24 protein-coding genes are annotated in these 23994 nt (G+C 70.3%); 12 read left to right on the top strand and 12 right to left on the bottom strand.

What is annotated here, in order from left to right; translation table 11 throughout:
* Positions 1-20: 20 nt before the first annotated feature.
* Complete coding sequence (locus GCN81_RS20530; protein ID WP_156726072.1) at positions 21-1142, bottom strand: ferritin-like domain-containing protein; 1122 nt, start codon at positions 1140-1142, stop codon at positions 21-23.
* A gap of 188 nt (positions 1143-1330) precedes the next feature.
* On the opposite strand from GCN81_RS20530, the gene GCN81_RS20525 reads away from it, so the two are divergent.
* Positions 1331-2269, top strand: a complete 939-nt coding sequence (locus GCN81_RS20525; protein WP_156726071.1) for an AurF N-oxygenase family protein — start codon at positions 1331-1333, stop codon at positions 2267-2269.
* A gap of 41 nt (positions 2270-2310) precedes the next feature.
* Here the strand turns inward: GCN81_RS20525 and GCN81_RS20520 are convergent, their stop codons facing one another.
* The 3 genes from GCN81_RS20520 to GCN81_RS20510 form a co-directional block, all read right to left on the bottom strand.
* Positions 2311-2679, bottom strand: coding sequence for a VOC family protein (locus GCN81_RS20520; protein WP_156726070.1), 369 nt, complete (start codon positions 2677-2679; stop codon positions 2311-2313).
* A gap of 238 nt (positions 2680-2917) precedes the next feature.
* Entirely contained in the window at positions 2918-3451 is a 534-nt protein-coding gene (locus GCN81_RS20515; RefSeq protein ID WP_231626893.1) for an MOSC domain-containing protein, read from the bottom strand.
* A 32-nt stretch (positions 3452-3483) separates the two neighbouring features.
* Complete coding sequence (locus GCN81_RS20510) at positions 3484-3744, bottom strand: winged helix-turn-helix domain-containing protein (protein WP_156726069.1); 261 nt, start codon at positions 3742-3744, stop codon at positions 3484-3486.
* Positions 3745-3891: 147 nt separating this feature from the next.
* Between GCN81_RS20510 and GCN81_RS20505 the strand changes: the two genes are divergently transcribed.
* Both GCN81_RS20505 and GCN81_RS20500 read left to right on the top strand, forming a co-directional pair.
* Positions 3892-4188: a hypothetical protein gene (locus GCN81_RS20505; protein WP_156726068.1), complete on the top strand. Its 297-nt coding sequence runs from the start codon at positions 3892-3894 to the stop codon at positions 4186-4188.
* Complete coding sequence (locus GCN81_RS20500; protein WP_156726067.1) at positions 4188-4394, top strand: hypothetical protein; 207 nt, start codon at positions 4188-4190, stop codon at positions 4392-4394. The genes GCN81_RS20505 and GCN81_RS20500 overlap by 1 nt, the downstream gene beginning before the upstream one ends.
* Positions 4395-4530: 136 nt before the next feature.
* Here the strand turns inward: GCN81_RS20500 and GCN81_RS20495 are convergent, their stop codons facing one another.
* Entirely contained in the window at positions 4531-5502 is a 972-nt protein-coding gene (locus GCN81_RS20495) for an immunity 49 family protein (protein ID WP_325065121.1), read from the bottom strand.
* 100 nt (positions 5503-5602) lie between these two features.
* On the opposite strand from GCN81_RS20495, the gene GCN81_RS20490 reads away from it, so the two are divergent.
* The 3 genes from GCN81_RS20490 (at position 5603) to GCN81_RS20480 (ending at position 8028) form a co-directional block, all read left to right on the top strand.
* Positions 5603-6364 (top strand): TetR/AcrR family transcriptional regulator, encoded by a 762-nt coding sequence (locus GCN81_RS20490; protein WP_156726066.1) that lies wholly within the window; start codon positions 5603-5605, stop codon positions 6362-6364.
* A 34-nt stretch (positions 6365-6398) separates the two neighbouring features.
* Complete coding sequence (locus tag GCN81_RS20485; RefSeq protein ID WP_197287717.1) at positions 6399-6680, top strand: hypothetical protein; 282 nt, start codon at positions 6399-6401, stop codon at positions 6678-6680.
* 127 nt (positions 6681-6807) lie between these two features.
* Complete coding sequence (locus tag GCN81_RS20480) at positions 6808-8028, top strand: C40 family peptidase (protein WP_231626864.1); 1221 nt, start codon at positions 6808-6810, stop codon at positions 8026-8028.
* Between the two features lie 44 nt (positions 8029-8072).
* Here GCN81_RS20480 and GCN81_RS20475 read toward each other — a convergent pair whose 3' ends face one another.
* Genes GCN81_RS20475 through GCN81_RS20455 form a run of 5 tightly spaced genes read right to left on the bottom strand, consistent with a single transcriptional unit; the run spans position 8073 to position 13971 of the window.
* Positions 8073-9323, bottom strand: coding sequence for a styrene monooxygenase/indole monooxygenase family protein (locus GCN81_RS20475; protein ID WP_156726064.1), 1251 nt, complete (start codon positions 9321-9323; stop codon positions 8073-8075).
* Positions 9324-9364: 41 nt separating this feature from the next.
* Positions 9365-10024, bottom strand: coding sequence for a GTP-binding protein (locus GCN81_RS20470; RefSeq protein ID WP_197287716.1), 660 nt, complete (start codon positions 10022-10024; stop codon positions 9365-9367).
* Positions 10005-10415: a DUF742 domain-containing protein gene (locus GCN81_RS20465; RefSeq protein ID WP_156726063.1), complete on the bottom strand. Its 411-nt coding sequence runs from the start codon at positions 10413-10415 to the stop codon at positions 10005-10007. Before GCN81_RS20465 ends, GCN81_RS20470 begins: the two co-directional genes overlap by 20 nt.
* Positions 10412-11002, bottom strand: coding sequence for a roadblock/LC7 domain-containing protein (locus GCN81_RS20460; RefSeq protein ID WP_407697996.1), 591 nt, complete (start codon positions 11000-11002; stop codon positions 10412-10414). The genes GCN81_RS20465 and GCN81_RS20460 overlap by 4 nt, the downstream gene beginning before the upstream one ends.
* Positions 10999-13971, bottom strand: coding sequence for a sensor histidine kinase (locus GCN81_RS20455; protein WP_156726061.1), 2973 nt, complete (start codon positions 13969-13971; stop codon positions 10999-11001). Before GCN81_RS20455 ends, GCN81_RS20460 begins: the two co-directional genes overlap by 4 nt.
* A gap of 404 nt (positions 13972-14375) precedes the next feature.
* Between GCN81_RS20455 and GCN81_RS20450 the strand changes: the two genes are divergently transcribed.
* The gene (locus GCN81_RS20450; RefSeq protein ID WP_156726060.1) at positions 14376-15221 is read left to right on the top strand and encodes a hypothetical protein; all 846 of its coding nucleotides are present in this window, start codon (positions 14376-14378) and stop codon (positions 15219-15221) included.
* 86 nt (positions 15222-15307) lie between these two features.
* On the opposite strand, the gene GCN81_RS20445 is transcribed toward GCN81_RS20450, so the two are convergent.
* Complete coding sequence (locus GCN81_RS20445; RefSeq protein ID WP_156726059.1) at positions 15308-15799, bottom strand: MarR family winged helix-turn-helix transcriptional regulator; 492 nt, start codon at positions 15797-15799, stop codon at positions 15308-15310.
* 157 nt (positions 15800-15956) lie between these two features.
* On the opposite strand from GCN81_RS20445, the gene GCN81_RS20440 reads away from it, so the two are divergent.
* On the top strand, positions 15957-16307 hold the full coding sequence (locus GCN81_RS20440) for a DoxX family protein (protein WP_156726058.1): 351 nt from the start codon (positions 15957-15959) through the stop codon (positions 16305-16307).
* A gap of 40 nt (positions 16308-16347) precedes the next feature.
* Here GCN81_RS20440 and lon read toward each other — a convergent pair whose 3' ends face one another.
* On the bottom strand, positions 16348-18792 hold the full coding sequence (gene lon, locus GCN81_RS20435; RefSeq protein WP_156726057.1) for an endopeptidase La: 2445 nt from the start codon (positions 18790-18792) through the stop codon (positions 16348-16350).
* Positions 18793-18995: 203 nt separating this feature from the next.
* Here lon and GCN81_RS20430 point away from each other — a divergent pair, with 203 nt between their 5' ends.
* The 4 genes from GCN81_RS20430 to GCN81_RS20415 are packed head-to-tail and all read left to right on the top strand — an operon-like array spanning position 18996 to position 23936.
* Positions 18996-19757 (top strand): TnsA-like heteromeric transposase endonuclease subunit, encoded by a 762-nt coding sequence (locus GCN81_RS20430; RefSeq protein ID WP_156726056.1) that lies wholly within the window; start codon positions 18996-18998, stop codon positions 19755-19757.
* Positions 19754-21790, top strand: coding sequence for a Mu transposase C-terminal domain-containing protein (locus GCN81_RS20425; RefSeq protein WP_156726055.1), 2037 nt, complete (start codon positions 19754-19756; stop codon positions 21788-21790). Before GCN81_RS20430 ends, GCN81_RS20425 begins: the two co-directional genes overlap by 4 nt.
* A complete protein-coding gene (locus GCN81_RS20420) occupies positions 21787-22866 on the top strand; it encodes an ATP-binding protein (protein ID WP_156726054.1) in 1080 nt (359 codons plus the stop codon). Before GCN81_RS20425 ends, GCN81_RS20420 begins: the two co-directional genes overlap by 4 nt.
* The gene (locus tag GCN81_RS20415; RefSeq protein WP_156726053.1) at positions 22866-23936 is read left to right on the top strand and encodes a hypothetical protein; all 1071 of its coding nucleotides are present in this window, start codon (positions 22866-22868) and stop codon (positions 23934-23936) included. Before GCN81_RS20420 ends, GCN81_RS20415 begins: the two co-directional genes overlap by 1 nt.
* The last annotated feature ends 58 nt before the right edge of the window (positions 23937-23994 follow it).

Raw genomic sequence — 23994 nt, 5'->3', positions numbered from 1 at the left:
GCAGCCCGCGGCTCGGCCGATCAGTCCCCCGTACGCCCCGCGTCACGACCCGCCTCAATCACCTCCGCCACCTCCGCCACCCGCGCCGCCTCCTCCGCCGCGAACCGCTCCGCGTCCAGCTTCTCCGCGATCTCCTCGTCCTGGGCCATCAGTTGATCCAGATTGGAGTTGCCCATCTCGAAGACGCCCATGTCGACATACGCCTCCTGGAGCCGCTTGCCCCACAGACCGATATCCCGTACGCACGGCACGATGCGGCTGAACAGCAACTGCCGGAACAGCGCCAGGTACTCCGACCGCTCGCTGTACTCCGCCGCCTCCGCCTTGGAGATGCCGAAGTTCTCCAGCACCTCGGCGCCGCGAAGCCGGTCGCGCATCAGGTAGCAGCCCTCGATGACGAACTCCTCGCGCTCACGCAGCTCGGCCTCGCTGAGCTGCGCGTAGTAGTCCCGCAGCGCCATCCGCCCGAAGGCGACGTGCCGGGCCTCGTCCTGCATGACGTACGCCAGGATCTGCTTGGGCAGCGGCCGGTCGGTGGTGTCCCGGATCATGCCGAACGCGGCCAGCGCGAGGCCCTCGATCAGTACCTGCATGCCCAGGTAGGGCATGTCCCAGCGGGAGTCGCGCAGGGTGTCGCCGAGCAGCGCCTGGAGGTTGTCGTTGATCGGGTAGACCAGGCCGACCTTGTCGTGCAGGAAGCGCCCGAAGACCTCGGCGTGCCGGGCCTCGTCCATGGTCTGGGTGGCGGAGTAGAACTTCGCGTCCAGGTCGGGCACGGACTCCACGATCCGCGCGGCGCACACCATCGCCCCCTGTTCACCGTGCAGGAACTGGCTGAACTGCCAGGAGGCGTAGTGCTGGCGCAGTTCGCCCTTGTCGCGGTCGGTCATCTTCCCCCAATGGCGGGTGCCGTAGAGGGTCAGCACCTCGTCGGGGGTGCCGAGCGGGTTGTGCGGATCGACCTCTTGACCCCAGTCGATGCGCTTGGCGCCGTCCCACTGCTTGTCCTTGCCCTTCTGGTAGAGGGCGAGGAGGCGGTCGCGCCCGTCGTCGTACTCCCAGCTGAAGCGGGCCGAGCCGGCGGCTGGGACCTGCCAGGTCGGTTCTGCGGGGGCGTGTGTGTAGCGGTCGTACGTCGACACTGACGTCTCCTTCGCTCAGCGACTGCGCGCCACGACGTCCTTGCAGGACGCGGTAGTTGGCAGATTCACACGTTGGTAGACGGATGGTCAACAAGTCACGCACAAGGGATTGACGCCCTTACTGACAAGTAGTCTCATAAGAGGTGACCGCTGGTAACCCCCAATCCCCACGACGAGGCAGGAATGGCATGACGACCACAACGGAAGCCGTCACGCTTGAGGGACTCCGGGACGCTCTGGGCCTGCTGAAAGACCGCGAGCAGGTGGCTGAACGCCTACTCGAGTCGTCCGCCAAGCACTCCTTCGACCCCGACAAGGAACTCGACTGGGAGGCCCCCGCCGAAGACGGCAAGTGGTTCTGGCCCCCAGAACTGCTCTCGCTCTACGACACCCCACTCTGGCGGAAGATGCCCGAAGAGCAGCGCATGGACCTGGCCAGGCACGAGGCCGCCGCGCTCGCCTCGCTCGGCATCTGGTTCGAGATCATCCTGATGCAGCTGCTCGTACGGCACATCTACGACAAGTCGGTGACCAGCGCGCATGTGCGGTACGCGCTCACCGAGATCGCGGACGAGTGCCGCCACTCCATGATGTTCGCCCGCATGATCAAGAAGGCCGGGGCACCCACGTACCCCGTCACCCGCGCCCACCACAACCTCGCCCGCGTCCTCAAGACGATCTCCACCACCCCCGGCTCCTTCGCGTGCACCCTCCTCGGCGAGGAGATCCTCGACTGGATGCAGCGCCTCACCTTCCCCGACGAGCGCGTCCAGCCGCTGGTGCGCGGCGTGACCCGCATCCACGTCATAGAGGAGGCCCGCCATGTGCGCTACGCCCGCGAAGAGCTACGCCGCCAGATGGTGACCGCTCCCCGCTGGGAACGCGAACTCACCCGCCTGAGCTCCGGCGAAGCGGCCCGCGTCTTCTCCCTGGCCTTCGTCAACCCCAAGGTCTACGACAACATCGGCCTGAACCGCCACGAGGCCCTCGCCCAGGTGAAGGCCAGCGCCCACCGCCGAGAGGTCATGCAAACCGGCGCGAAACGCCTCACCGACTTTCTGGACGACATCGGGGTCATGCGAGGACCAGGCCGCCGCTTGTGGCGCAGCTCGGGCCTCCTGGCCTGACGAGCTCCGCGTTCACCGCAAACGGCCGTCCCCGGTGCCTGTCAGCCGCGACTGGTATCGATGACGCAGAAGCGGTTGCCCTCGGGGTCGGCAAGGACGACGAAGTCGGGGTCCTCCGGATAAAGGTCCCACTCGACGCGCTGGGCACCCAGGGACACCAGCCGCTCAACCTCGGCCGCCTGGTCAACCGCGTTCCTTGCGTACAGGTCCAGATGGGCTCGCGGCCGCTCCTGAACCGGCGTCTCGCTCAGCCCGAGCGCCAGCTGAACCCCGGGCCCTTCCGCCGGGACCAACACCACCCAACCGTCGTCCGCCTCCTCACGCGGCACATACCCCAGGGCCTCCGCCCAGAACGCGGCCGCACGCGGCACATCCGAGACCCCCAACACAACCGACCCGATGCTCAACATGCACCGATCTTGCCGGACAGTTGGCGGGGCGGGGCGGGGCGGGGCGTCGTCGGGGTGACCCAGTGTCCGCGAGGGTGCGGGGATGGCCGCCCTCTAGTCGCAATGGTCGCGGGGCCGGGCCGGCCACCATCCGACGAACCGGGCGGCCACCGGCAACCCTCCAGTACTGGCCCACCACGACACCGACCCGCCCCGCCCCACCCCGCACCCCGGGTGCCACGGTTGTCACGGCGAAGGTTCAGACCCGGTCCAGCGGGCGGTGCGGCTCGGCCGGGAGGTCCACCGTGATCTGGTCGTCGGGGCGGACTACGCCGCCCTTCTTCACCACGCTCATGATTCCGGCCTTGCGGACGACGTTCCCGGCTTCGTCGCGTCCGACGACCTGCTTCAGCAGCCCGTCCTGGAAGTTGTCGATCTGTCGGCAGGGGTTGCGCAGGCCGGTCACCTCCAGCACCGCGTCATCGCCGAGGCTCAGGATGGTGCCGACCGGCAGGCTGAGCAGGTCGATGCCGCGCGTGGTGATGTTCTCGCCGAGTTCGCCAGGCCTCACCTGGTATCCCGCCACGCCGACCTCGGCGAAGAGTTCCTCGTGGATGAGGTGGACCTGACGCAGGTTCGGCTGAGTGGGGTCCTGCGCAACAAGCCAACGGTGCTTGACCGTCACCCCGGCATGGACGTCCCCCTCCACGCCGAGCCCGGCGAGCAAGGTGACGCTGTCACGGTTCGGTTTGGTGAACGCGTACTCGCCGTTGCTGCTGACGGCCGTCACCATCCCGCTGATGCTGTGCTGCACGCACACCTCCATTAGTCGGCGGACTCGTCGCCCTTGGGCGCGTCAGCGGGCGGCGGCAGTACGTCTACGACGTACGAGCCCTTGTGCGGCAGCGTCTCAATCAGTCCCCGCTCGCGGAGGTCCCGCAGAGCGCGCCGGATGGTTCGGTCGGCGACACCGTAGGTCTCAGCCAACCGCGTGATGCCGGACAGTGCCCCGCCAGGCGGGATGCGTCCCGACCTGATCTCCGCTTCGATGCTGCGTGCGATCCGCTGCCACTCGTACTCGGCCATGCCTTCAGTTTCGCGCGGTGTACCGCCACCTGCCCCGCCAGCCCATGGCGCACCGAGGGCGACCATGGCGCACCGTGGTATATCCAGAAGGTGCCCCCGCGACCGTTCCAGCGGTCCGGGGGCATGGCCACCAACCCCAGGAGGTTGATGACAGTGGGCATTATCCATGCGTTGCTGTGTTGGGTAGCGGCGGTGTTCCGCCCGCGTCCGTGCGGCACTGTTCCCGCGCCCGGGACCGCACCCCTGCACCCCGCGCCCGAGCCCCTCGCACTCCCCCGCTCCCCGTACGGGCTGGACCTACCCATCGACGGCACCGAAACGGCGCTCGTGCGCCCCTACCTCGTCGCCGACGAGCGGCGACAGCGGCGGCTCGCCCTGGTGCTCGCCGCCGACTTCGGGATCGACCTCGACACCCATGTACTGAACGGGGCGGGGGTCGCCTGATGGACGAGCCGCCGGTCACCGTGTCGCCTCGCGTCTGCGTGCGCTGCACGGCCCTCACCGCCATCCCGGTAGTCGTCTCCGAGGTGCACCAGAACTCCGGGCCCGGCTTCAGCGTCTACGCCTGCCCTGACTGCGCGGCCGTCCTCCCGCCCACGCCCGACGTGTTCACCCTGCTCCCCGCGCCCCTCGCTCAGGCCGCACGATGAACGGGCTGTCGGCCGAGTGCACGCTAGCCCGCCGCCCGGAGTACCAGCGCCTGCACCGCGAGTGTCGGCAGACCCGAGACGTCCCGCTCCCCCACGGCATGGGCGTGCTGCTGACACCTCGTTGCCCGTGCGCCTGTCACCGGTCAGCCCCCGGCCCAGCCCCAACCCCAACTTCAGTTGGCGCCCGCAGCAGTGACGCCGGAAGGTAGTCGGACTCGAAGGCCAGGTCCCAGCCGTGGACCTGGACCGCCAGCGCCGCCAGCGCGAGCGGGCCGACCGGGAGCAGGGTCCTGGGGGCGGGGTCAGGGTCGAGGGCGGGGTCAACGCTCGCGTGGTGTTCCAGCAGGCGGTCCGCCAAGGCCCGTTCGAATGCCGTCTGGTCGTCTGTCAGCAGTACGCGCAGCAGTCGCTGATCCGGTGTCAGCGCACCCCCGGCGGCAGCGTCCAGAGCCAGCGCCGCGTCCAGGCGTTCGTCAATGGACGGCTTGCGCAGCGGCACCCGGGGCCAGTCCCGGGGCAGGTGTCCGCGTGCGGGGGTCAGGTAGCCGCACAGGGCGTCCATCTCGGCGATATCGGCCGGGGCCGATATCGACTCCCGTTTCGCGTACGGGACTCCGTCGCGGATCGCGGGCGCGTAGTCCTCCCGCAGCAGCAGCCCGATCACCCTCTCCCACTCCCACACCAAGCCGCTGCTCACGCACAGCGTGAAGGCATCGAGCCAGGTCCGGGCGGTGGTCGGATGGGGCGGCTCCAAGCTCTCGTCGTAGGCGATCTCCTCGCTGCTGAGCCGCTCGTCGATGACCGGGAAGGAGATCTCGAAGTCGCCGTTGGGGAAGCAGCCCAGGGAGAGCACGCCGAGCGCGCACTCCGCCGAGGTGTTCAGGGCGGTACGCACATCCGGCGCCTGGAGCGCGGGGTCCTCCAGGGCCCGCGCGGCGACGTGGTCGAGGAGTTGCTCGCTCATCGTCACCAGCGTCGGGCGGAGCGGGGCGTCGCCGTAGCGCATGGAGTGCCAGTGGCCGTGAGTCTGCCGCCATGCGCTCTCGAGTGCTGCCTCGATCCGCCGCTCGCTGACGGTCTGATGTCGTGCCACGTTCTTGATCACCATGCCACCAATGGTGGCAGCCACCACTGACATCCCCCTCAGTGCCAGCCAGCCGTCAGGCGTACCGGCAGTGTGGCCGCGCCGCTGCCACTACCCTGCGGATATGTCCTCGGCAGCGTCTACCCGTCCGCCCACCCGCGCGTCCACGTCGGGAGCCGCACCCGCGTACCGCCGGCTGAGCGTCGAGGAGCGGCGTACGCAGCTGCTGGCCGCCGCGCTCACGCTGTTCGCGCGCCGGGCGCCCGAGGAAGTCTCGATCGACGACGTCGCCGAGGTGGCGGGGGTCTCGCGGCCGCTGGTGTACCGATACTTCCCAGGCGGCAAGCAGCAGCTGTACGAGGCCGCGCTGCGCTCCGCCGCCGACGAACTGGAGCAGTGCTTCGCCGAGCCCCCGACCGGCCCGCTCACCGAGCGGCTTGGCCGCGCCCTGGACCGCTATCTCGCCTTCGTCGACGAGCACGACACCGGCTTCAGCGCGCTGCTCCAGGGCGGCAGCGTGGCCTCCACCTCCCACACGACCGCGATCGTGGACGAGGTGCGGCGAACCGCCGCGGACCAGATCCTGGCCCATCTCGAGGTGGCCGAGCCCGCCCCCAGGCCGCGCATGATGGTGCGGATGTGGATCACGGCGGTCGAGGCCGCCTCGCTGATCTGGCTCGACGAGGGCAAGCAGCCGCCGAGGGACGAGCTGCGGGACTGGCTACTCGACCACTTCATGACCCTGATGACCGCCACCGCCGCGTCCGACGAGCAGACCGCGACCGTCCTCCGCGCGGCCCTCGCCCTGGAGCGGCCCGACGGCTGCGCCGGGTCGCTGGCCCGGCGCGTGCTCCCCGTGGTGGGCGACGCGGCGCACCTGCTCTGACGCACGGATACGGGGGCACGGGGATACTGGTGGCGTGAAGAGTGAAGACGTCCCGTTTGTCGGTGGGCCGCTGGATGGGCGGGTGCTGTCCGTACTGACTGGCATGACCGGGAACCCGCCGAAGGTGTACGAGGTCCCCGTGCCAGGCGCCGACGGCGAGAAGCCCACCACCCTGGTGTACCGGAGGGTGCCGGTGGCGCACACCCGGCGGGTCGGCCTCACCCAGGGCTGGCAGTACGAATACGACCCGGAGGGCAAGCCCAGCGGCGGCCCGAAGTGGCCCTGGACCAAGCCGCAACGCGACGCGTCCCCCTGACGTACTGACGTCGTGTCAAATTTGGCTCGCCGTACCGACCGGATCGGGTGACCCGATACGGCCGTACCGCCCCCGCCACCAGGTGGCCACCGCGCCCGCGCCGCATGCTCGCGGTGGAGGTGGTCCTGTGTCGGGCAGCGTTCTTCGTGTCGTGTGTACGACGGCCCTGGTGGCGGCGGTGATGGCGGCCGGGCCCGCGGCCGCGGTGCCGGTCCCCGCCGACCCTGCCCCCGCCCCGGCGCCTGCCGCCCCTGTCGCCCCTGCCCCCACGGAGCGCTCCGTCGCCGAGCTGCTGACCGACCTTCAGGAGCTGTACCGCAAGGCTGAGGACGCCACCGAGTCGTATAACGCCACCGCCGCGAAGCTCAAAGCCCAGAAGGCCGAGACCAGAAGGCTCGGGCGGGCGCTGGCCCAGGCCCGCCTCGCCCTCGGCGCCAGCCGTGGCGCGGCCGGGCGGCTGGCCCGCCAGCAGTACCAGAGCACCAGCGAACTCTCCCCCTACGTCCGCCTCCTGCTCGCCCGCGACCCGCAGCACGCCCTCGACCAGGGCCATCTGATCCGCCGCGCCGCCGCGCAGCGGGCCGACACCGTAGGACGCCTCACCGCGAGCGAACAGCGCGCCAAGGAGCTGGCCGCGAAGTCCCGTAAGGCGCTGGACAAGCAGCTGACCCTGAGCGAGAGACGCAAGGCGAAGCGGGACGAGGTCAAGGGGCGGCTGGCGGAGGTCGAGCGGCTACTCGCCGGGCTGACGCCGGAGCAACTGGCCCAGCTGCGGGAGCTGGAGGACTCGGAGACCGCCAGCGCCCAGGAGGAGCTGATCACCTCCGGGGCCCTGGGCGATGCGTCCGCGCGGGCACCCTCGCAGGCGGGCGAGGCGGCGCTGCGGTACGCGGTCGAGCAGATCGGCAAACCGTACGAGTGGGGAGCGGAAGGTCCGGCGGCGTACGACTGCTCGGGGCTGACCTCTCAGGCGTGGGCCCACGCAGAGGACACGTACGACACGGACCGCGCGCGCCACGCCGTCCCCCGTACCTCGCAGGAGCAGTGGGACGAGCTCACCCGCGTGCCCTTGGACGAGGTACGCCCAGGTGACCTGGTGGTCTACTTCCCCGAGGCCACGCACGTCGCGCTCTACCTGGGCGACGGCATGGTCATCCACGCCCCGCGCCCCGGCGCGAAGATCAAGGTTTCGCCCATCGCGGCGAACCCGCTCCTCGGAGTCGTACGGCCCGATCCCGACGCGGAGCCGGTCGAGGACTACGTCGCGCCGGAGCTGCCGGAGGGAGCCACGGAGGGGTCGGATCTGGGGTACGGGGAGGCGGGGGAACCGCCACCGGCCCAGCAGTGACCTCCCCCTCCCCCGCGACGCCCGTCAAGCTCCTGCGGCGTCCGTCAAGCTCCCGCCGCGCCCGTGCCCGCGACCTCCGCCACGTACGCGTTCGCCTTCTCCGGGTCGTAGAAAAAGTTCTCGAAGTCGGACGGGTCGTTGAAGCCGTTGGCGAAGCGGTGTGCGATCGGCGGGAGTTCCCCGGCCGCGCCGATCAGGTTCAGGACGTGCTCCGGGGGGACACCGAGCATCGCGTTCGTCCACTTGGTGACGTGCTGGGCGGTGTCCCAGTAGCGGTCGAACGTCGCCTGCATCCAGGCCTCGTCGAACGGGCGGTCACCCTGCTCGACGATCGAGGAGAGGTACGACGCGGCGCACTTGGACGCCGAGTTGGAGCCCTGGCCAGTGATCGGGTCGTTGGCGACGACGACGTCCGCGACGCCGAGGACCAGGCCACCGCCCGGTAGGCGGCCGATGGGGTTGCGGACCGTGGGGGCGTAGCGACCGGCCAGCGTGCCGCCCGCGTCGGTCAGTTCGACCTTGGTGGCACGGGCGTACTCCCAGGGCGTGAAGCGCTCCATCAGCTCCAGGGTGAGGGCGAGGTGTTCGGCGGGGTCCTTGACGCCCTTGAAGACGTCGAGCGGGCCGCCGGGGATGCCCTCCCAGAAGAGGATGTCGGCGCGCCCTGACGTGGTGAGGGTCGGCATGACGAAGAGCTCGCCCACGCCCGGGACCAGATTGCAGCGGACCGCGTCGTACTCCGGGTGCTCGGGGCGCGGGCCGAGCCCGTGCACGTACGACACCGCGAGGGCGCGCTGCGGTGTGTCGTACGGCGAACGGGCGGCGTCGCGGCCGAACATCGAGACCAGCTCGCCCTTGCCCGCGGAGACCATGACGAGGTCGTACGTGCGCGAGAAGTAGTCGAGGTCGGAGACGGCGGCACCGTGGATGACGAGCTGGCCGCCACGCTGCGCGAAGGTCTCCATCCAACCGGCCATCTTGACGCGCTGGTCGACGGACTGGGCGTAGCCGTCCAGTTTGCCGACCCAGTCGATGACCCGCTGCGACTCGGGTCCGGCGACGGACACGCCGAGGCCCTCGATCTTCGGGGCCTGGGACTCCCAGAAGCCGAGCTGCTGGTCGCGCTCGTGCTGGAGCGCCGTGTGGAACATGCACTGGGTCGACATGACCCGGCCGGACCGGATCTCGTCCGCCGTGCGGTTGGACATCAGGGTGATCTCGTACCCCTGCGACTGGAGCGCGAGGGCGAGTTGGAGGCCGGACTGACCGGCTCCGACGATGAGTATCTTCCGCATGGGGGGCCTTCTCTGCTTGCGGGCGTACGTCTGGTGCGGGCTTATTCGGGGGTGACGTCCAGGGCGTGGCCGACCAGGGCCAGCAGGGTCTCGATGACCGCGATCCGGCGGCGCGCGTCCATGATCACCACGGGGGTGTGGGCGGGGAGCGTCAGGGCGTCGCGGACGTCCTCGGCCTCGAACCTCTCCGTGCCGTCGAAGTGGTTGACCGCCACGACATACGGAATCCCGCAGCTCTCGAAGTAGTCAAGAGCCGCGAAGCAGTCGGGCAGCCGCCTGGTGTCGGCGAGGACGACCGCGCCGATCGCGCCCCGCACCAGGTCGTCCCACATAAACCAGAAGCGCTGCTGGCCGGGGGTGCCGAAGAGATAGAGGACCAGGTCGTCGTCGAGCGTGATGCGGCCGAAGTCCATCGCGACCGTGGTGGTCGTCTTCTCCGGGGTCGCGGTCAGGTCGTCGTCCGCGCTGTCCTCGCTGGCCGAGGTCATCAGGGCCTCGGTCTGGAGCGGGGTGATCTCCGAGACGGCGGTGACCAGGGTGGTCTTGCCGACGCCGAAGCCGCCCGCGATGACTATCTTGGTGGCGATGGGGGCGCGGGTGGTGTCGGTCTGCCAGGGCTGGGCGCCGTCTTCGTCGGCTGGCTCAGCTGGCTCAGCTGGCTCGGCTTCCGCGATGCGTGTGTCAGAGACGGCGGAGTCCACCAAGCACCCTTTCGAGCAGTGCGCGGTCCGGCTGGCCCGGGCCGTGCCCGGTTCCGTACACACGGATCTTTCCCTGGTCGGCGAGGTCGCTGAGCAGTACCCGCACCACACCCAATGGCATCTTCAGCAGCGCGGCGATCTCGGCGACCGTACGCATCCGGCGGCAGAGCTCCACGATGGCGCGCAGCTCCGGCAGGACACGGGTCTCCAGCGAGCCGCCGGGCAGTTCGCGCCGTTCGTCGGGCGCCGAGAGGGCGTTGTCGATGCGGGCGACGAAGGTCTCGACGAGGAGTAGGTGGCCGAAGCGGGTGCGGCCGCCGGTGAGCGAGTACGGGCGTACCCGGGCGGGTTTGCGGTTGGCGCCGCGGATGGGAAGGTCGGCTGTGCTCACTGGGCGCTCTCGCTCTCCATCGACTGGCGCAGTTCGCTGCGGAGTTCGGGGGTGAGGACGTGCCCGGCGCGGCCGACGAAGAGCGCCATGTGGTACGCGACGACGCTCATGTCGCAGTCCGGCCTCGCGTGCACGCCGAGCAGCGAACCGTCGCTGATCGCCATCACGAAGAGACTGCCTTCCGCCATGGCGACCACCGTCTGCTTGACGCCGCCGCCGTCCATCAGCTTGGCGGCGCCGATGGTGAGGCTGCAGATGCCGGAGACGACCGTGGCGAGGTCGGCGCTGGAGCCCTTGGGTCCCTTGGGGCCCTTAGGCCCCTTGGAACCCTGGGAGCTGGGCTCGGTGCGGTGTTGTTGCTCCGTGTCGGGGTCCGAGGAGAGCAGCAGCAGGCCGTCGGAGGAGACCACGGCGACAGAGTGCAGGCCAGGGACGTCCTCGACGAGGTTGGTCAGCAGCCACTGGAGGTTGCGGGCCTCGCTGCTGAGCTTGGTGGCGGGATCGCCGGATTCATCGGGTTCACCGGGTTGGGGCGGATCGCTGAGGTCACTCGGGGTGGTGCTGGGCGTACGCATGGGCGCAGTCAACTGCGGGCCTCCTCGACTGTGTCCCCCGAGTCTTCTGCGGTCCGATCGGTCTCCGTTGGCTCCGTTGGCTCCGTTGGCTCCGTTGGCTCCGCTGGCTCCGCTTGCTCCGCTGGCCGATCGGTTTCCGCACTTCTTTCCGAGAGTTCGGCCTCTACGTCGCGGCGGCCGTCCCTCGCCCCCTGGTAGAACCCGCCGAGCCTGCGGCGCAGGGCTTCGGCGTCGATGGAACCTGTGACGGGTGGGGCGGGAGCCGGTACCGGGGCCGTGATGACGGGCGTCCGCTTGGGCAGGCCCTTGTCGGTGACGCGCTCCCACTTCGGGGGCTCCGTCTCCTCCCCCGCGTCTGTGTCGGGGTCGAGTTCGGCCCTGGGCGCGGGGATCGCGGCCGCGCTGGTGTCGGAACCGTCCGAGGTTCCGCCATAGACGCCGCTGCCGCTGACCGTGACGCCCTCAACCTGGGCGTCGTCTTGGGCGTCCTCGCCCGCGTCCGTATCGGCGTCGTGGGCGCTCAGGGTGCGCTCTGCGGCGCTGATGAGCGGGTCCTCGGGCGCCTCGTCCTCGTCCTCAGGCACAGACGGCGACTCCGACGGCAGCTGCGACTCCGACTGCGACTGCCACTGCGACTGGACGGAACGGCCAGGGATGACGTTGGAGTTGGCCTCCGCCTCGGAGCCGGGCAGGTGGACCGCCGGAGCCGACCCCGACCCCGACCCCGCACCCGCCACCGCGCCTGCACCCGCACCCGCCGCGTCGAGCCCCGGAGCCACCGCCGTCGACGGCGCCGCGGTGAGGATCGACTTGGGCAGCACCACGACCGCCGCCACGCCAGCCTGCTTGTGCTCGCGCAGCTGGACCCGGACGCCGTGCCGCGCAGCGAGCCGGGCGACCACGTACAGCCCGAGGCCGAGATCGCCGTCCCCGCCCGCCTCCACAGCGCGCGGCTCAGGCTCGTCCGGGTCGAACTCCGCCAGACGGGTGTTGACTTCGCGCAGCCGCTCCGGGGCCATGCCGATGCCCTCGTCCTGTACGGAGAGCATCACCTCGCCGCTCTCCAGGAGCCACCCGGAGACCTCCACCGAGGCGTCCGGCGGCGAGAACGAGGTGGCGTTCTCCAGCAGTTCGGCGACCAGGTGGCTGACGTCGTCCGCCGCGAACCCCGCGAGGTGCGCGTGCTGCGGCAACGAGGAGATCCGTACCCGCTCATAGCGCTCGATCTCGCTGACCGAGGCCCGCAGGACGTCGATGAGCGGCACCGAGCCCGGGTGGGAGTGCTTGTGCTCGGCGCCCGCGAGGATCAGGAGGTTCTCGTTGTGGCGGCGCATGACCGTCGCGAAGTGGTCCAGCCGGAAGAGGGTGGCCAGGCGCTCCGGGTCCTGCTCGCGGTCCTCGAGGTTCTCGATGACGGCGAGTTGCCGCTCGACGAGGCCGAGGGTGCGCAGCGCCAGGTTTACGAAGGTGCCTTCGACGCTGTGCCGTACCTGCTCAAGGCGGGTGGTGGCGTCGGCCAGTTCGCGGCGCAGCTGCTCGCTTTCCTCGGCGAGGGACTCGCGGCGGCCGACCAGGTGCTTGCGGTCGCTCTCCAGTACGCCGAGGCGCTCGCGCAGTTTCGCGCTGTGCGCGTGGAGGGTGTTGACCGAGCGGACGACCTGCGCGAACTCGTCGTTGCGTCCGGTGAAGCGTACGGGCTCGTCGGCGGCGGGGTCGTCGGCGATCCGGGCGGTGCCCAGGCGCAGGACGGCGAGCGGCCGGGTGAGCGTACGGGCGACTCCCATCGCGACGCCCACGGCGAGCAGCAGGCAGGCGCCGACGATCGCGATCTGGAGTTCCAGGGCGGTGACGTCGTCGTCGCGCAGTTGGGCGATCCGTGCGGTGCGTTCCGCGGTGAGGCTGTTCTCGACGCCGCGTAGCTGCTCCACGCGGGCGGACAGCGCGGCGTCGACCTTGGCGCGGTTCAGGGCTAGTTCGGCCTCGGAGAGGGTGGGCTGGTCGGTGAGGCGGGCGAGGTACTTCTCGGCGGTGGTGATCTCGGGACCGGTGACCGTGGAGCGGAGTTTGGCCTGGTCGACGCCGTGCGCGGCGCGTTCGAAGTCGGCGCGGGCGAGTTCTTCGCCGATCCTCGCGCGCTGGGCGGCGGCGGTGAGTTCGTCGCGGCGGTCGTCCAGCGGGGATTCGGGGACGCGGGTGACGTACTGGGCGGTGACCGGGTCGTACGTGGTCTGCGGCTCGGGCCGGGGGACGGCGAGCGCGGCGAGGAGCAGTCCGCGGCTCGCGGTGGCCTGCTCGACGGCGCGGTCCAGGTCGGCGAGGGCGCGGCTGCCGGAGCCCGCGCGGGGCGGCAGCCGGTCGGCGAGGCGCTCGGTGAGGGTGTGCAGCTCGCCGATCGCGTCGGTGTACGCGGCGTGCGCGTCCAGGGCCGTGCCCTTGCCGGTGAGCGCGGTCCGCCGTACGCCGGAGATGGCGTCGAGGTCCTCGCGTAGCGCGGTGGGTGCCTCGGCCCGCAGCTCGGTGATCTGCCGGTCGACGCGCGCGCTGCCGCTTTCGTCGGGGCCCTTGCCCTTCGGGCGCCCGGCGGCGATGTACGAGGTGACCTGGTCGCGTTCGTCGGCGAGTGAGTGGGCCAGTACGACGGCGCGCTGGGTGCGTTCGGCGAGGGTGACCAGGCTCTGTGACTCGGCGAGTTGGTCGGAGGACGACAGCAGGGCGGGGCCGCCCGCTCCGGCCACGGCGGCGGCGACCACGGCGACGGCGATGATCAGTCGGCTGCGGACGCGGACCCGGCGGCCGGTGGGCGTGGCGGGTGCGCTGGGTGCGCTGGGTGCTGTGGGTGTCAGTGCGGGTGCGGGTGAAGGGGGCGCGGCGTCGGTCCGGTCCGCGCTCGTCGGCTCCACGCTCGTCGGCCCGGTGCCCGGCTGGTCCGTGCCCTCATCGGACGTGCCGCCGTTGCCACCTTTGCCACGCGGCCGCTTCATCTGCACCGGTGCTCGCAATCTCGATGTTCTCGTTCCTCGCCCCGGGGAAGGGGCACTGAAGTGCTGGCTCGGGCACCCCCTGACCCGGGTGACGAAGAGTCAACACGGACACACCCCTGGTTACGGCACATGACCTTTCCAGCGGGCTGGGACAGGGGCCGCCCATCACCCACCAGGCCACCCGAAGGAGTGAACAACGGCGGCTGTGGGTGGGCAAGTCTTCGTGACACTCGCATCAGCCCCGCGCGGAGCGCCGGTTGGACTGGCCGGGCGGGCTTTGGCAAGATGCCCTGCCGCGCACTTCCGGAAGGCGCCAATCCGCCCAAATCCCGCCTGGCGGCGCGCTACAGGGGGACGCCAGGGGGTTCCGGGCCCGCCGTGAAGGGCTCATGCAGACTGGCGGCATGCGCATGGAACTCGCCACGGACCCCGGCCACCCCGATCGCCCCAACGAGGACTACGCGTCGTTGGCGCTGCCCGCCTCGGGTCAGGGCGGTTCGCTGGTTCTGCTGGATGGCGTGACCCCGCCAGCCGACGCTTACGGATGTCTTCATTCCGTTCACTGGTACACGGCCCAGCTCGGTGGCGCCCTAGGTGAACTGTCCGTTTCGCGTCGAGATTTGACGCTGCCTGACGTATTGGCCCAGGCCATTGGGCGCACCGCCGACGCCCACCGCGACACCTGTGATCTTTCTCACCCCCGTACGCCGCAGGCAACCGTCGTCCTGGCCCGCTGGGACGCGGACCGCGTGGAGTATCTGGTGCTCTCCGACTCCGCGCTGCTGGTCGAGGGGTCGGACGGCGAGGTCACGCCCGTACTCGATGACCGGCTCGACACCCTGCCGCCGCGGGTCAGGCACCTGGGCGACGCGGCCCGTTCGCTGCCGGATGGCTCGCCCGAGCGTACGGACGCGGTGGGTGCCTACCGCGTGGCGGTGGAGGCGCTGCGTAACGCGGAGGACGGCTTCTTCACCGCGGCCGCCGACCCCTCGGTGGCGGCGCGGGCGGTCACCGGGGCGCTCCCCCGGGCCGAGGTCGCGGCGCTGGCGGCGCTTACGGACGGGGCCGGGCGCTGGGTGGAGATGTTCGACGAGGGGAGCTGGGCGGACTGCTTCGCGCTGCTGCGCAAGGAGGGCCCGAGGTCGCTGATCGAGCGGGTCAGGGCGCTGGAGACGGAGCGGGCGGAGTCCGGGCCCGCGTTCCGCTGGAAGAGGCACGATGACGCGGCGGTGGTGTTCGCGGAATTCTAGGGCTTTGGCTCGCTGGCGCTGCTGAGCTCTGGCTCGCTGGCGCCTGGGCCGTGGGCCGTGGGCCCTGGGCCCTGGGCCCTGGCTCGCTACGGTTGTTCCTCGGCGCCTGAGTTCAGCTGGCCGAGTAGCCGGGCCAGCTCGGCCACCTCGCGGCGGTCCCAGTCGGCGAGTTTGCGCACGTACTGGGCCCGGCGGGCGGCGCGGACCGTGGCGAAACGCTCGCGACCGTCGTCGGTGAGGCGGATCAGCGACGCGCGGCCGTCGGCGGGGTCCGGCTCCCTGGTGACCAGGCCGAGCTCCTCCAGGGCACGGAGCTGACGGCTCATCGTCGCCTTGCCGACGCCGATATACCCGGCGAGCGCGGTCGCACGCTGAGCGCCGCACTCGGCGAGCCGCACCAGCAGCCCGTACGCGGCGGACTCCAGGTCGGGGTGGACGGCGCGGGCCATCTCGCCGGACGAGGCGCGGGCGCGGCGCAGAAAGACCGTGAGCTCCCGCTCCAACGCGAGGAACTCCTGATCGACCCCGTCGACTCCGTCGCCCCCGTCGACCCCGTTGTCGTCCGACCCGTCCCGCACGTCAGCACCCTCTCTTACGTTCCGCTCTTACGTTCCGCCACCCGCAGCCGTTGCCCCGGCCGCACCAGTATTTCGCAGGCGGTGGCGGGGGCGGTTTCCGGTCCTACGCTGGAAGGGTGCCGCCGCTGTCAGGGGACGGCCACCACGGAGGTGCCCCATGTTCCTCGCCACCGCCGTCGTCTCGGCGCTGCTCGCCGCGGCACTGGTCGCGTCGGCTCTGCTGAAGCTGAGCCACCGCCCGACCGCGGTGGAGAGGTACGCCAGGCTCGGCGTACCCGAGGACCGCCTCAACCACCTGGCCGCGCTTCTGCTCGCGGGGGCGGTGGGCCTGGTGGTCGGACTCTTCTGGGTGCCGATCGGGATCATCGCGGCGATCTGTCTGATCCTCTTCTTCTTCGGCGCGATGGGCTTCCACATACGCGTCAGCGACTTCAGGGGCCTGCCGGTCCCGGCGGCGCTCTGTGTCCTGGCGGCTGTCGCCCTGGCCCTGCGGCTGGCGTCGACGTAGCGCGGGGCGAGCGGGGGTGGTCCCCCCGCTCGCCTCCTCGTCAGGCCGCGACCCGTACCTCCGTCGGCGCTTCCCTGGACGCGTCACTGCTCGCCGGAGACAGCGCCAGCTCCAGGACCTGGCGGACGTCCGTCACCGGGTGGACGTCCAGCTTGTCCAGGATCTCGGCGGGGACGTCGTCCAGGTCGGCCTCGTTGCGCTTGGGGATCACCACGGTGGTGATGCCCGCGCGGTGCGCGGCCAGCAGCTTCTGCTTGACGCCGCCGATGGGCAGCACCCGGCCGGTCAGCGACACCTCGCCGGTCATCGCCACATCCGTACGGACGAGTCGGCCGGAGAGCAGCGAGGCGAGGGCGGTCGTCATGGTGACGCCCGCGCTCGGGCCGTCCTTGGGGACCGCGCCCGCGGGGAAGTGGATGTGCACGCCGCGGTCCTTCAGGTCGCCGACGGGCAGCTCCAGCTCCGCGCCGCGTGAGCGGAGGAAGGAGAGCGCGATCTGCGCGGACTCCTTCATCACGTCACCGAGCTGACCGGTCAGGGTCAGTCCGGATCCACCGGTCTCCGGGTCCGCGAGGGATGCCTCGACGTACAGCACGTCGCCGCCCGCGCCGGTGACCGCGAGCCCGGTGGCCACGCCGGGTACGGCGGTGCGCCGCTCGGCCGGGTCCTGTGCGGACTCGGGTACGTGGTGCGGCCGTCCGATCAGTTCCCGCAGCTCAGCGTCCGTCACCGTGAAGGGCAACTCGCGCTCGCCCAGCTCGTGCTGGGCCGCGACCTTGCGGAGCAGCCGGGCGAGGGAGCGCTCCAGGTTCCGTACGCCCGCTTCCCGGGTGTACTCGCCCGCCAGCTTGCGCAGCGCCGACTCGTCGAGCGTGACCTCGTCCTGGCCGAGACCGGCCCGTTCCAGCTGCCTGGTGACCAGGTGGTCGCGGGCGATGACGACCTTCTCGTCCTCGGTGTAGCCATCCAGCCTGACCAGCTCCATGCGGTCGAGCAGCGCCTCCGGGATGGCCTCCAGGACGTTGGCCGTGGCCAGGAAGACGACATCGCTCAGGTCGAGTTCGACCTCCAGGTAGTGGTCGCGGAAGGTGTGGTTCTGCGCGGGGTCGAGCACCTCAAGCAGTGCTGCGGCCGGGTCGCCGCGGAAGTCGGAGCCGACCTTGTCGATCTCGTCGAGCAGGACGACGGGGTTCATGGAACCCGCCTCCTTGATGGCCCGTACGATCCGTCCCGGCAGCGCCCCCACGTACGTACGCCGGTGCCCGCGGATCTCCGCCTCGTCCCGTACGCCACCGAGCGCGACCCGCACGAACTTGCGCCCCATGGCATGCGCCACGGACTCGCCGAGCGAGGTCTTCCCGACGCCGGGCGGCCCGACCAGCGCCAGCACGGCCCCACCGCGCCGGCCGCCGACCACCCCGAGTCCGCGCTCGCCGCGCCGCTTGCGCACGGCCAGGTACTCGGTGATCCGCTCCTTCACGTCGTCCAGGCCCGCGTGCTCGGCGTCCAGGACGCCCCGGGCGCCCTGGATGTCGTACGCGTCCTCCGTGCGCTCACTCCAGGGCAGCTCCAGCACGGTGTCCAGCCAGGTCCGAATCCAGGACCCCTCGGGCGACTGGTCGGAGGCCCGCTCCAGCTTGTCGACCTCCTTGAGCGCGGCCTCCCGCACCTTCTCGGGCAGGTCGGCGGTCTCAACGCGCGCCCGATAGTCGTCGGACTCCTCCCCCTCCGACTCGCCGTTGATCTCGCGCAGTTCCTTGCGTACGGCGTCCAGCTGGCGGCGCAGCAGGAACTCGCGCTGCTGCTTGTCCACACCCTCCTGGACGTCCTTGGCGATGGACTCGGCGACGTCCTCTTCGGCGAGGTGCTCGCTGAGCCAGCCGGTGGCCAGCTTGAGCCGGGCGACGGGGTCGGCGGTCTCCAGCAACTCCACCTTCTGCCCGGTGGACAGGAAGGGCGAGTACCCGGCGTTGTCGGCGAGCTGCGACACGTCCTCGATCTGCTGTACGCGATCAACGACCTGCCACGCCCCACGCTTACGCAGCCAGCTGGTGGCCAGCGCCTTGTACTCCTTGGCCAGTTCGGCGACGGCCCCCGGCAACGGCTCAGGCACGGTCTCTTGAACCTCGACGCCCTCCACCCACAGCGCCGCCCCGGGCCCGGTCGTCCCCGCCCCGATCCGCACCCTCTGCCGCCCCCGGATCAGCGCCCCGGGATCGCCGTCAGCGAGCCGCCCCACCTGCTCAACAGTGCCCAGCACCCCCGTACCCGCGTACGTCCCGTCAACCCGCGGCACCAGCAGCACCTGCGGCTTGGCGGTATCCCCACGCGCGGCCGCCTGAGCCGCCTCGACCGCGGCGCGCACGTCGGCGTCATTCAGGTCGAGCGGCACCACCATGCCGGGCAGTACGACCTCGTCGTCGAGCGGCAGTACGGGCAGGGTGAGCGACGTGTGCGCCTTCGACCCAGTGGACTCAGCAGCCATGATCTGATCTCCCCTTAGGCATTCAAGTTGAGCTTTACCGACTCAATGGTTGTGAGCCCAGAAGTGTTCCCTCCGGAGTGTTCGCCGTGAGCGATCAGGGACCACTGTCCTATGCGGGTAGACCTTGCACTTTCCAAGTCAAAGCTGCATCGGACTTTGCATCGTCCGCGTGACCTTGCATCGAGGTACGCGGTTAACGGGCCATGGATCGTGTGTTGGGTGTGGTGCAGGGCGGTACAGCAGGCCCTCCGGCGTACGGCTTCGAGGTCGGGTACGTCGAGCCAGGCGGGTCGGAGCTGCGGCGGCCGCTGACGGATGCGTGGGCGGTCCGGTTCGAGGACTCGGCACCGGTACGCGGGTTCAAGTCGTACAAGGGGCAGCGCCATCTACCGGGGCTGTGGTGGTCGGCGACGGTCGGCGGGCACATCGGGTACGAGTCCTGGCTGGAGCGCGATCACGTGATGCTGCTGGACTTCGACCCGACCGTGGTGGGGGTGTCCTCCCAACCCTTCTGGCTGTTCTGGGCCTCGGAAAAGGGCAAGGGCATCTCGCACGCACCGGACTACTTCGCACGCCGTGACGACGGTTCGGCGGTGGTGGTCGACTGCCGCCCGGTGGACCGCCGAAAGACGCGGGACTGGGCCAAGTTCGAGGCGACACAGTCGGCCTGCGATCAGGTGGGGTGGGAGTTCCGGCTGGTGGGGGCACCGGACGCGATCGTGGTGCGCAACGTGCGGTGGCTGGCGGGGTATCGCCATCCGCGGCACCGGTTGGAGCCGGTCGCCTCGGCCCTGCGGGATGTGTTCGCCGAGCCGCGTCCACTGGCTAGCGGCGCAACGGAAGTGGGTGATCTGGTCTCGGTGCTGCCAGTGCTGTTCCATCTGCTCTGGCTGCACGACCTGGCGGTGGATGTGTCGGTGCCGCTGCATGCGGAGTCGCTGGTGTCGCCCGAGGCAGTGCGGTGACGGGCGGCCGGGATGCCTCGGTACTGCGGCCCGGGGACTGGATCACCTATGACAGCGGTGACCATCAGGTGGTGGGCCTGGCGGGGACGTCGGTGCGGCTGCGCTCGGACAGCGGGGCGGAATCGGTGGTGCTGGCCTCGCATCTGATGGCGGCGCCGGACTTCGCGGTCACAGGCACCGAGCCGCTGCCCGCACTGGAGCCGTCCGGCTTGCTCGCGACGCTGCCGGAGGCGGTTCGCACAGCCGCGTACGAGTGGGAACGCCACGTCGTGGAAGTCGAGACCGGGCTGCCGCCCGGCGCCGCACCGGGCACGCCACTGCGGCCCGAGTACGACCCGCAGGTGTGTTCGCTGCTGGAGCGCGCACGGGCGAAGGCGGATGAGTTGGGGGTGAGCCTGCGCACGGTGATGGGCAAGCGGTCTCGCTATGCCCAGCAGGGGTTGTGGGGGCTGGTCGATCAGCGTCTGGTGCGGATGTCAGCGGTGACCGGACAGGCCGATGCCCGGCTTGTCGCCGTGATCCAGGAGGCCCTGGCCGCCGAGACGCCCACCTCGACAGGGACCCGCTCCCGGCTGATGCGCCGGGTGGTCAAGATGGTGGAGGCCGCCCACGGCGAGGGGGTGGTGCCGCTGCCGGGCAAAAGCACCTTCTACAAGCTGATCGATGCGCTCTCCACCGGCAAGCACACCTTCGGCTCGGCGGCCACCCGGCGGCAGACGGCGAACCGGCCCGAGGGGCCGTTCACGCCGACGTTCGCAGACCGGCCCGGGGAACAAGTTCAGATCGACTCCACCCCGCTGGACGTCATGGTGGTGCTCGATTCCGGGCTCACCGCCCGCGCGGATCTGACGATTGCCATCGATATCGCGACCCGCACGATCTGCGCCGCGGTACTGCGGCCCATGGGCACCAAGGCGGTGGACGCCTCGCTGCTGCTGGCGCGGATGCTGGTGCCCGAACCGATGCGGCCTGGCTGGTCCGCCGCACTGCGGATGGCGGCCTCGCGGATGCCGCACCGGCGGCTGCTGGACGTGGACGCGCGGATGGAACAGGCCGCGGCGAAACCGGTGATCGTGCCGGACGCCGTTGTCATCGACGGAGGGAAGGTGTTCATCTCCGACACCTTCATCCGGGCCTGCGACCGGCTCGGCATCTCGGTGCAGCGATCACGCCCGCGCACGCCGACCGACAAGGCGATCGTGGAGGCCACGTTCTCCGCGATCAACACCCTGTTCGTCCAGCACCTTCCCGGCTACACCGGGGCGAACGTCTCACGCCGCGGTGAACGCATCGAGGATCAGGCAGTCTGGACGATCCCCGAACTCCAGGACCTGCTAGACGAGTGGCTTCTGGCCGGGTGGCAGGCCCGGCCGCATGACGCTCTGCGTGACCCGTTCCGCCCGAAGAAGGCGATGTCGCCGAACGACAAGTACGCCTCGCTGGTGGCGGCCTGCGGCTACCTGCCGCTGGTCCTGCGCGGCGAGGACTACCTGGAGCTGCTGCCGGTGGCCTGGCGAACCATCAACGACTACGGCATCCGGATCAACTACCGCACCTACGACTGCGCGGAGTTGGGGCCCCATCGGCGTCAGCACTCCGGACACACGGCCAAGCGCGGGCTCTGGGAAGTGCACTACGACCCCTATGACCTGTCCCAGGTGTTCGTACGCACCGAGCAGGGCTGGATCACCGCCCCCTGGGTTCATCTTCCGCTGGTGAACGCTCCGTTCGCGGACTTCACCTGGCAGCACGCCCGCCGTCTGGCCGCCGAGGCCGGGCTGGATGACGCCAACGAAGCCGCTGTCGCCCGTGTCCTGGACGGGCTGCTGACCCGCGCCGAGCACGGCCCGGACACCAGATCGGCCAAGGTGGCCGCCCGCACCCGCACCGCTGTCGCCGTCCACCCGCCCGCCGCAGCACCCGAGATCGAAAACCAGACGGAGCCCGAGCCGGAATCCGAGGTCCAGCCGCCTGCGGCGGTGGCGGGTTTCGGGGTCTTCGACGCCCACGCAGAAGCCGAAAGGTGGCTATGAGCAAGCCCTCCCCTTCCCGCACTCCGGCCAGGGCAAGACCGGCACCGCCCGACAATCCGCTGACCACCAAGGAGGGCTGGCGCCACTGCGTCGAACACGAGTCGATCCCGCCCCGGCTCCTGACAGTCACTGAACGAGCGGCAATGAGCCGGACCGAACAGTTACAGGAGGAGGACCGGCGCCGGGAGTATCACGCCGATCTGCCGATGGTGAACACCCCGACCATCGGCAAGGTCATCACCACCTCCCGACTGCTGATCCAGCTCAACCGCAACCAGATCTCCGCCCGACGCGGCGTGATCCTCTCCGGCGCCTCCGGCACCGGCAAGACAACCGCCTTGACCCAGCTCGGCCGGGCCCACGAACTGGCTGTCCGCAAACGGCATCCACGCGACCACAACCGGCTCCCGGTCGTCTATGCCACCGTCCCCCCGGCGGCCACCCCGAAGATGCTCGCGATGGAGTTCGCCCGCTTCTTCGGGCTGACCTTCCCCACCCGGGTCAACGTCACCGACATCGTCGACGCGGTCTGCGCGACCGCCGCCCACGTCCATGTCGACCTGGTCCTCGTGGACGAACTACACAACCTGAATCTCGCGACACGGTCCGGCGCCGAAGCATCCGACCAGCTCAAGTACTTCGCCGAACGGCTACCCGCCACCTTCGCCTACGCGGGCATCGACATTGAATCCCAGGGCCTGTTCGCCGGCACCCGCGGACGGCAGATCGCCGGACGCTTCGTCGTCATCCCCGCCGCCCCGTTCTCCCACGCCACCCCCGCCGACCACGATGCCTGGCGGGCCCTGGTGGGCACCCTGGAATCCATGCTCCGGCTGCACCACCACACCCCGGGCACCCTCACCGCGCTGAGCGAGTACCTCTTCCACCGCACCGGCGGCATGATCGGCAGCCTCTCCCAGCTCATCCGCGGCGCCGCCGTCCTGGCCATCGAGGACGAAAGCGAACGCATCACCGAGAACCTGCTGAAGCTCGTTCCGATCGACTTCGCGGCCGAGCAGTCCGAGAAGCTCACCGCCCCTGCCAAACCCACCGCGAGGCGGAGGCGCGCGGCCTGATGCTCATCCGCCGTCTGCCCGACCCGGTCCCTCCTGCCCGACATGAGATCGCCGCCTCCTACATCGGCCGCCTGGCCCGGCTCCACGGTCTCGACATCAACACCCTCTGGCAGTGCGTCACCGAACGCGAAGCCTCCGGCGGCATACGCCGCGTCGTCGTCCCCGAACGGCTCGCTGCCATCACCGGCCGCACCGTCCATTCCCTCGCCGGAGCACTGCCCGAACTACGCACTCCACAGCCCGACTGGGCCATGTTCCGCCACCAGCCACAACCCGGCTGCCACCACTGCAACGCCAAACACCCTGGCGGCGAAGTCACCAGGGTCCTGCCGCACCACCGCTACGTCTGTACCCGACACCGGCTCTGGCTCTGCCCAACCGACGCCGACGGACACACCACGCCCCTCGACGCCCTCCCGGAGATCGTCCAGGCACAGCGCCGGCACCTGCGCATCCTCCAGCGCCACGGCTGGGCCACCACCTATGACGCCGTCCTCACCGGCATACTCATCTGCGGCCAGCTCTGGTCACGCCCGGAGAACGAGAACGGCGGAGTCTGGCACGACTGGATCCGCCGGGCCAACATCCTCATCCCGCCCGGCACGGCCGAAGCGACATACTCCGTCGCACGCCTCTGCGCCGCGGTCTATCCCGAAGCCGTTGCACTGGCCTCGCTCTTCGCATCGCCCTATTGGAGACAGCAGGCACAGAAAACGGCCTGGGACCGCCGCCTTTTCAACGCCGAGATCGCCCGACGGCTACGACACCCTCACTACGGCGAGCACGAAAACGACCCCATCAGCTACTGGGCCAACATGACCGCCAAGCGCCCGCCGCTCGCTCCCATCCGCGTCCACGACCAGAAACACCACCTCCGGAAACCAGCCCTGCGCACCGCCACCCAACACGCACAGCAACGCCAAGCCCACGCCTTCAACCCATCCCACCGAGCTGGCGACGCACTCACCGCGCACCGCCACCTCGCCACCGTGTTCCGGCGCGCCTGGCACCCCTTTCGAACCCACACCCTTCTCCCGAATGGAGACAGCACCTACACGCTCTCCTGGTGACAGCCCAGTAGAAGTAGCCGAGCATCCTGGCTTCGTCCACGAGAACGGGCTCTCATCC

The sequence above is a fragment of the Streptomyces apocyni genome (assembly GCF_009739465.1).
GTDB lineage: Bacteria > Actinomycetota > Actinomycetes > Streptomycetales > Streptomycetaceae > Streptomyces > Streptomyces apocyni.
The sequence above is the reverse complement of the archived record's forward strand: the minus strand, read 5'-3'. Positions and strand labels throughout refer to the sequence as shown.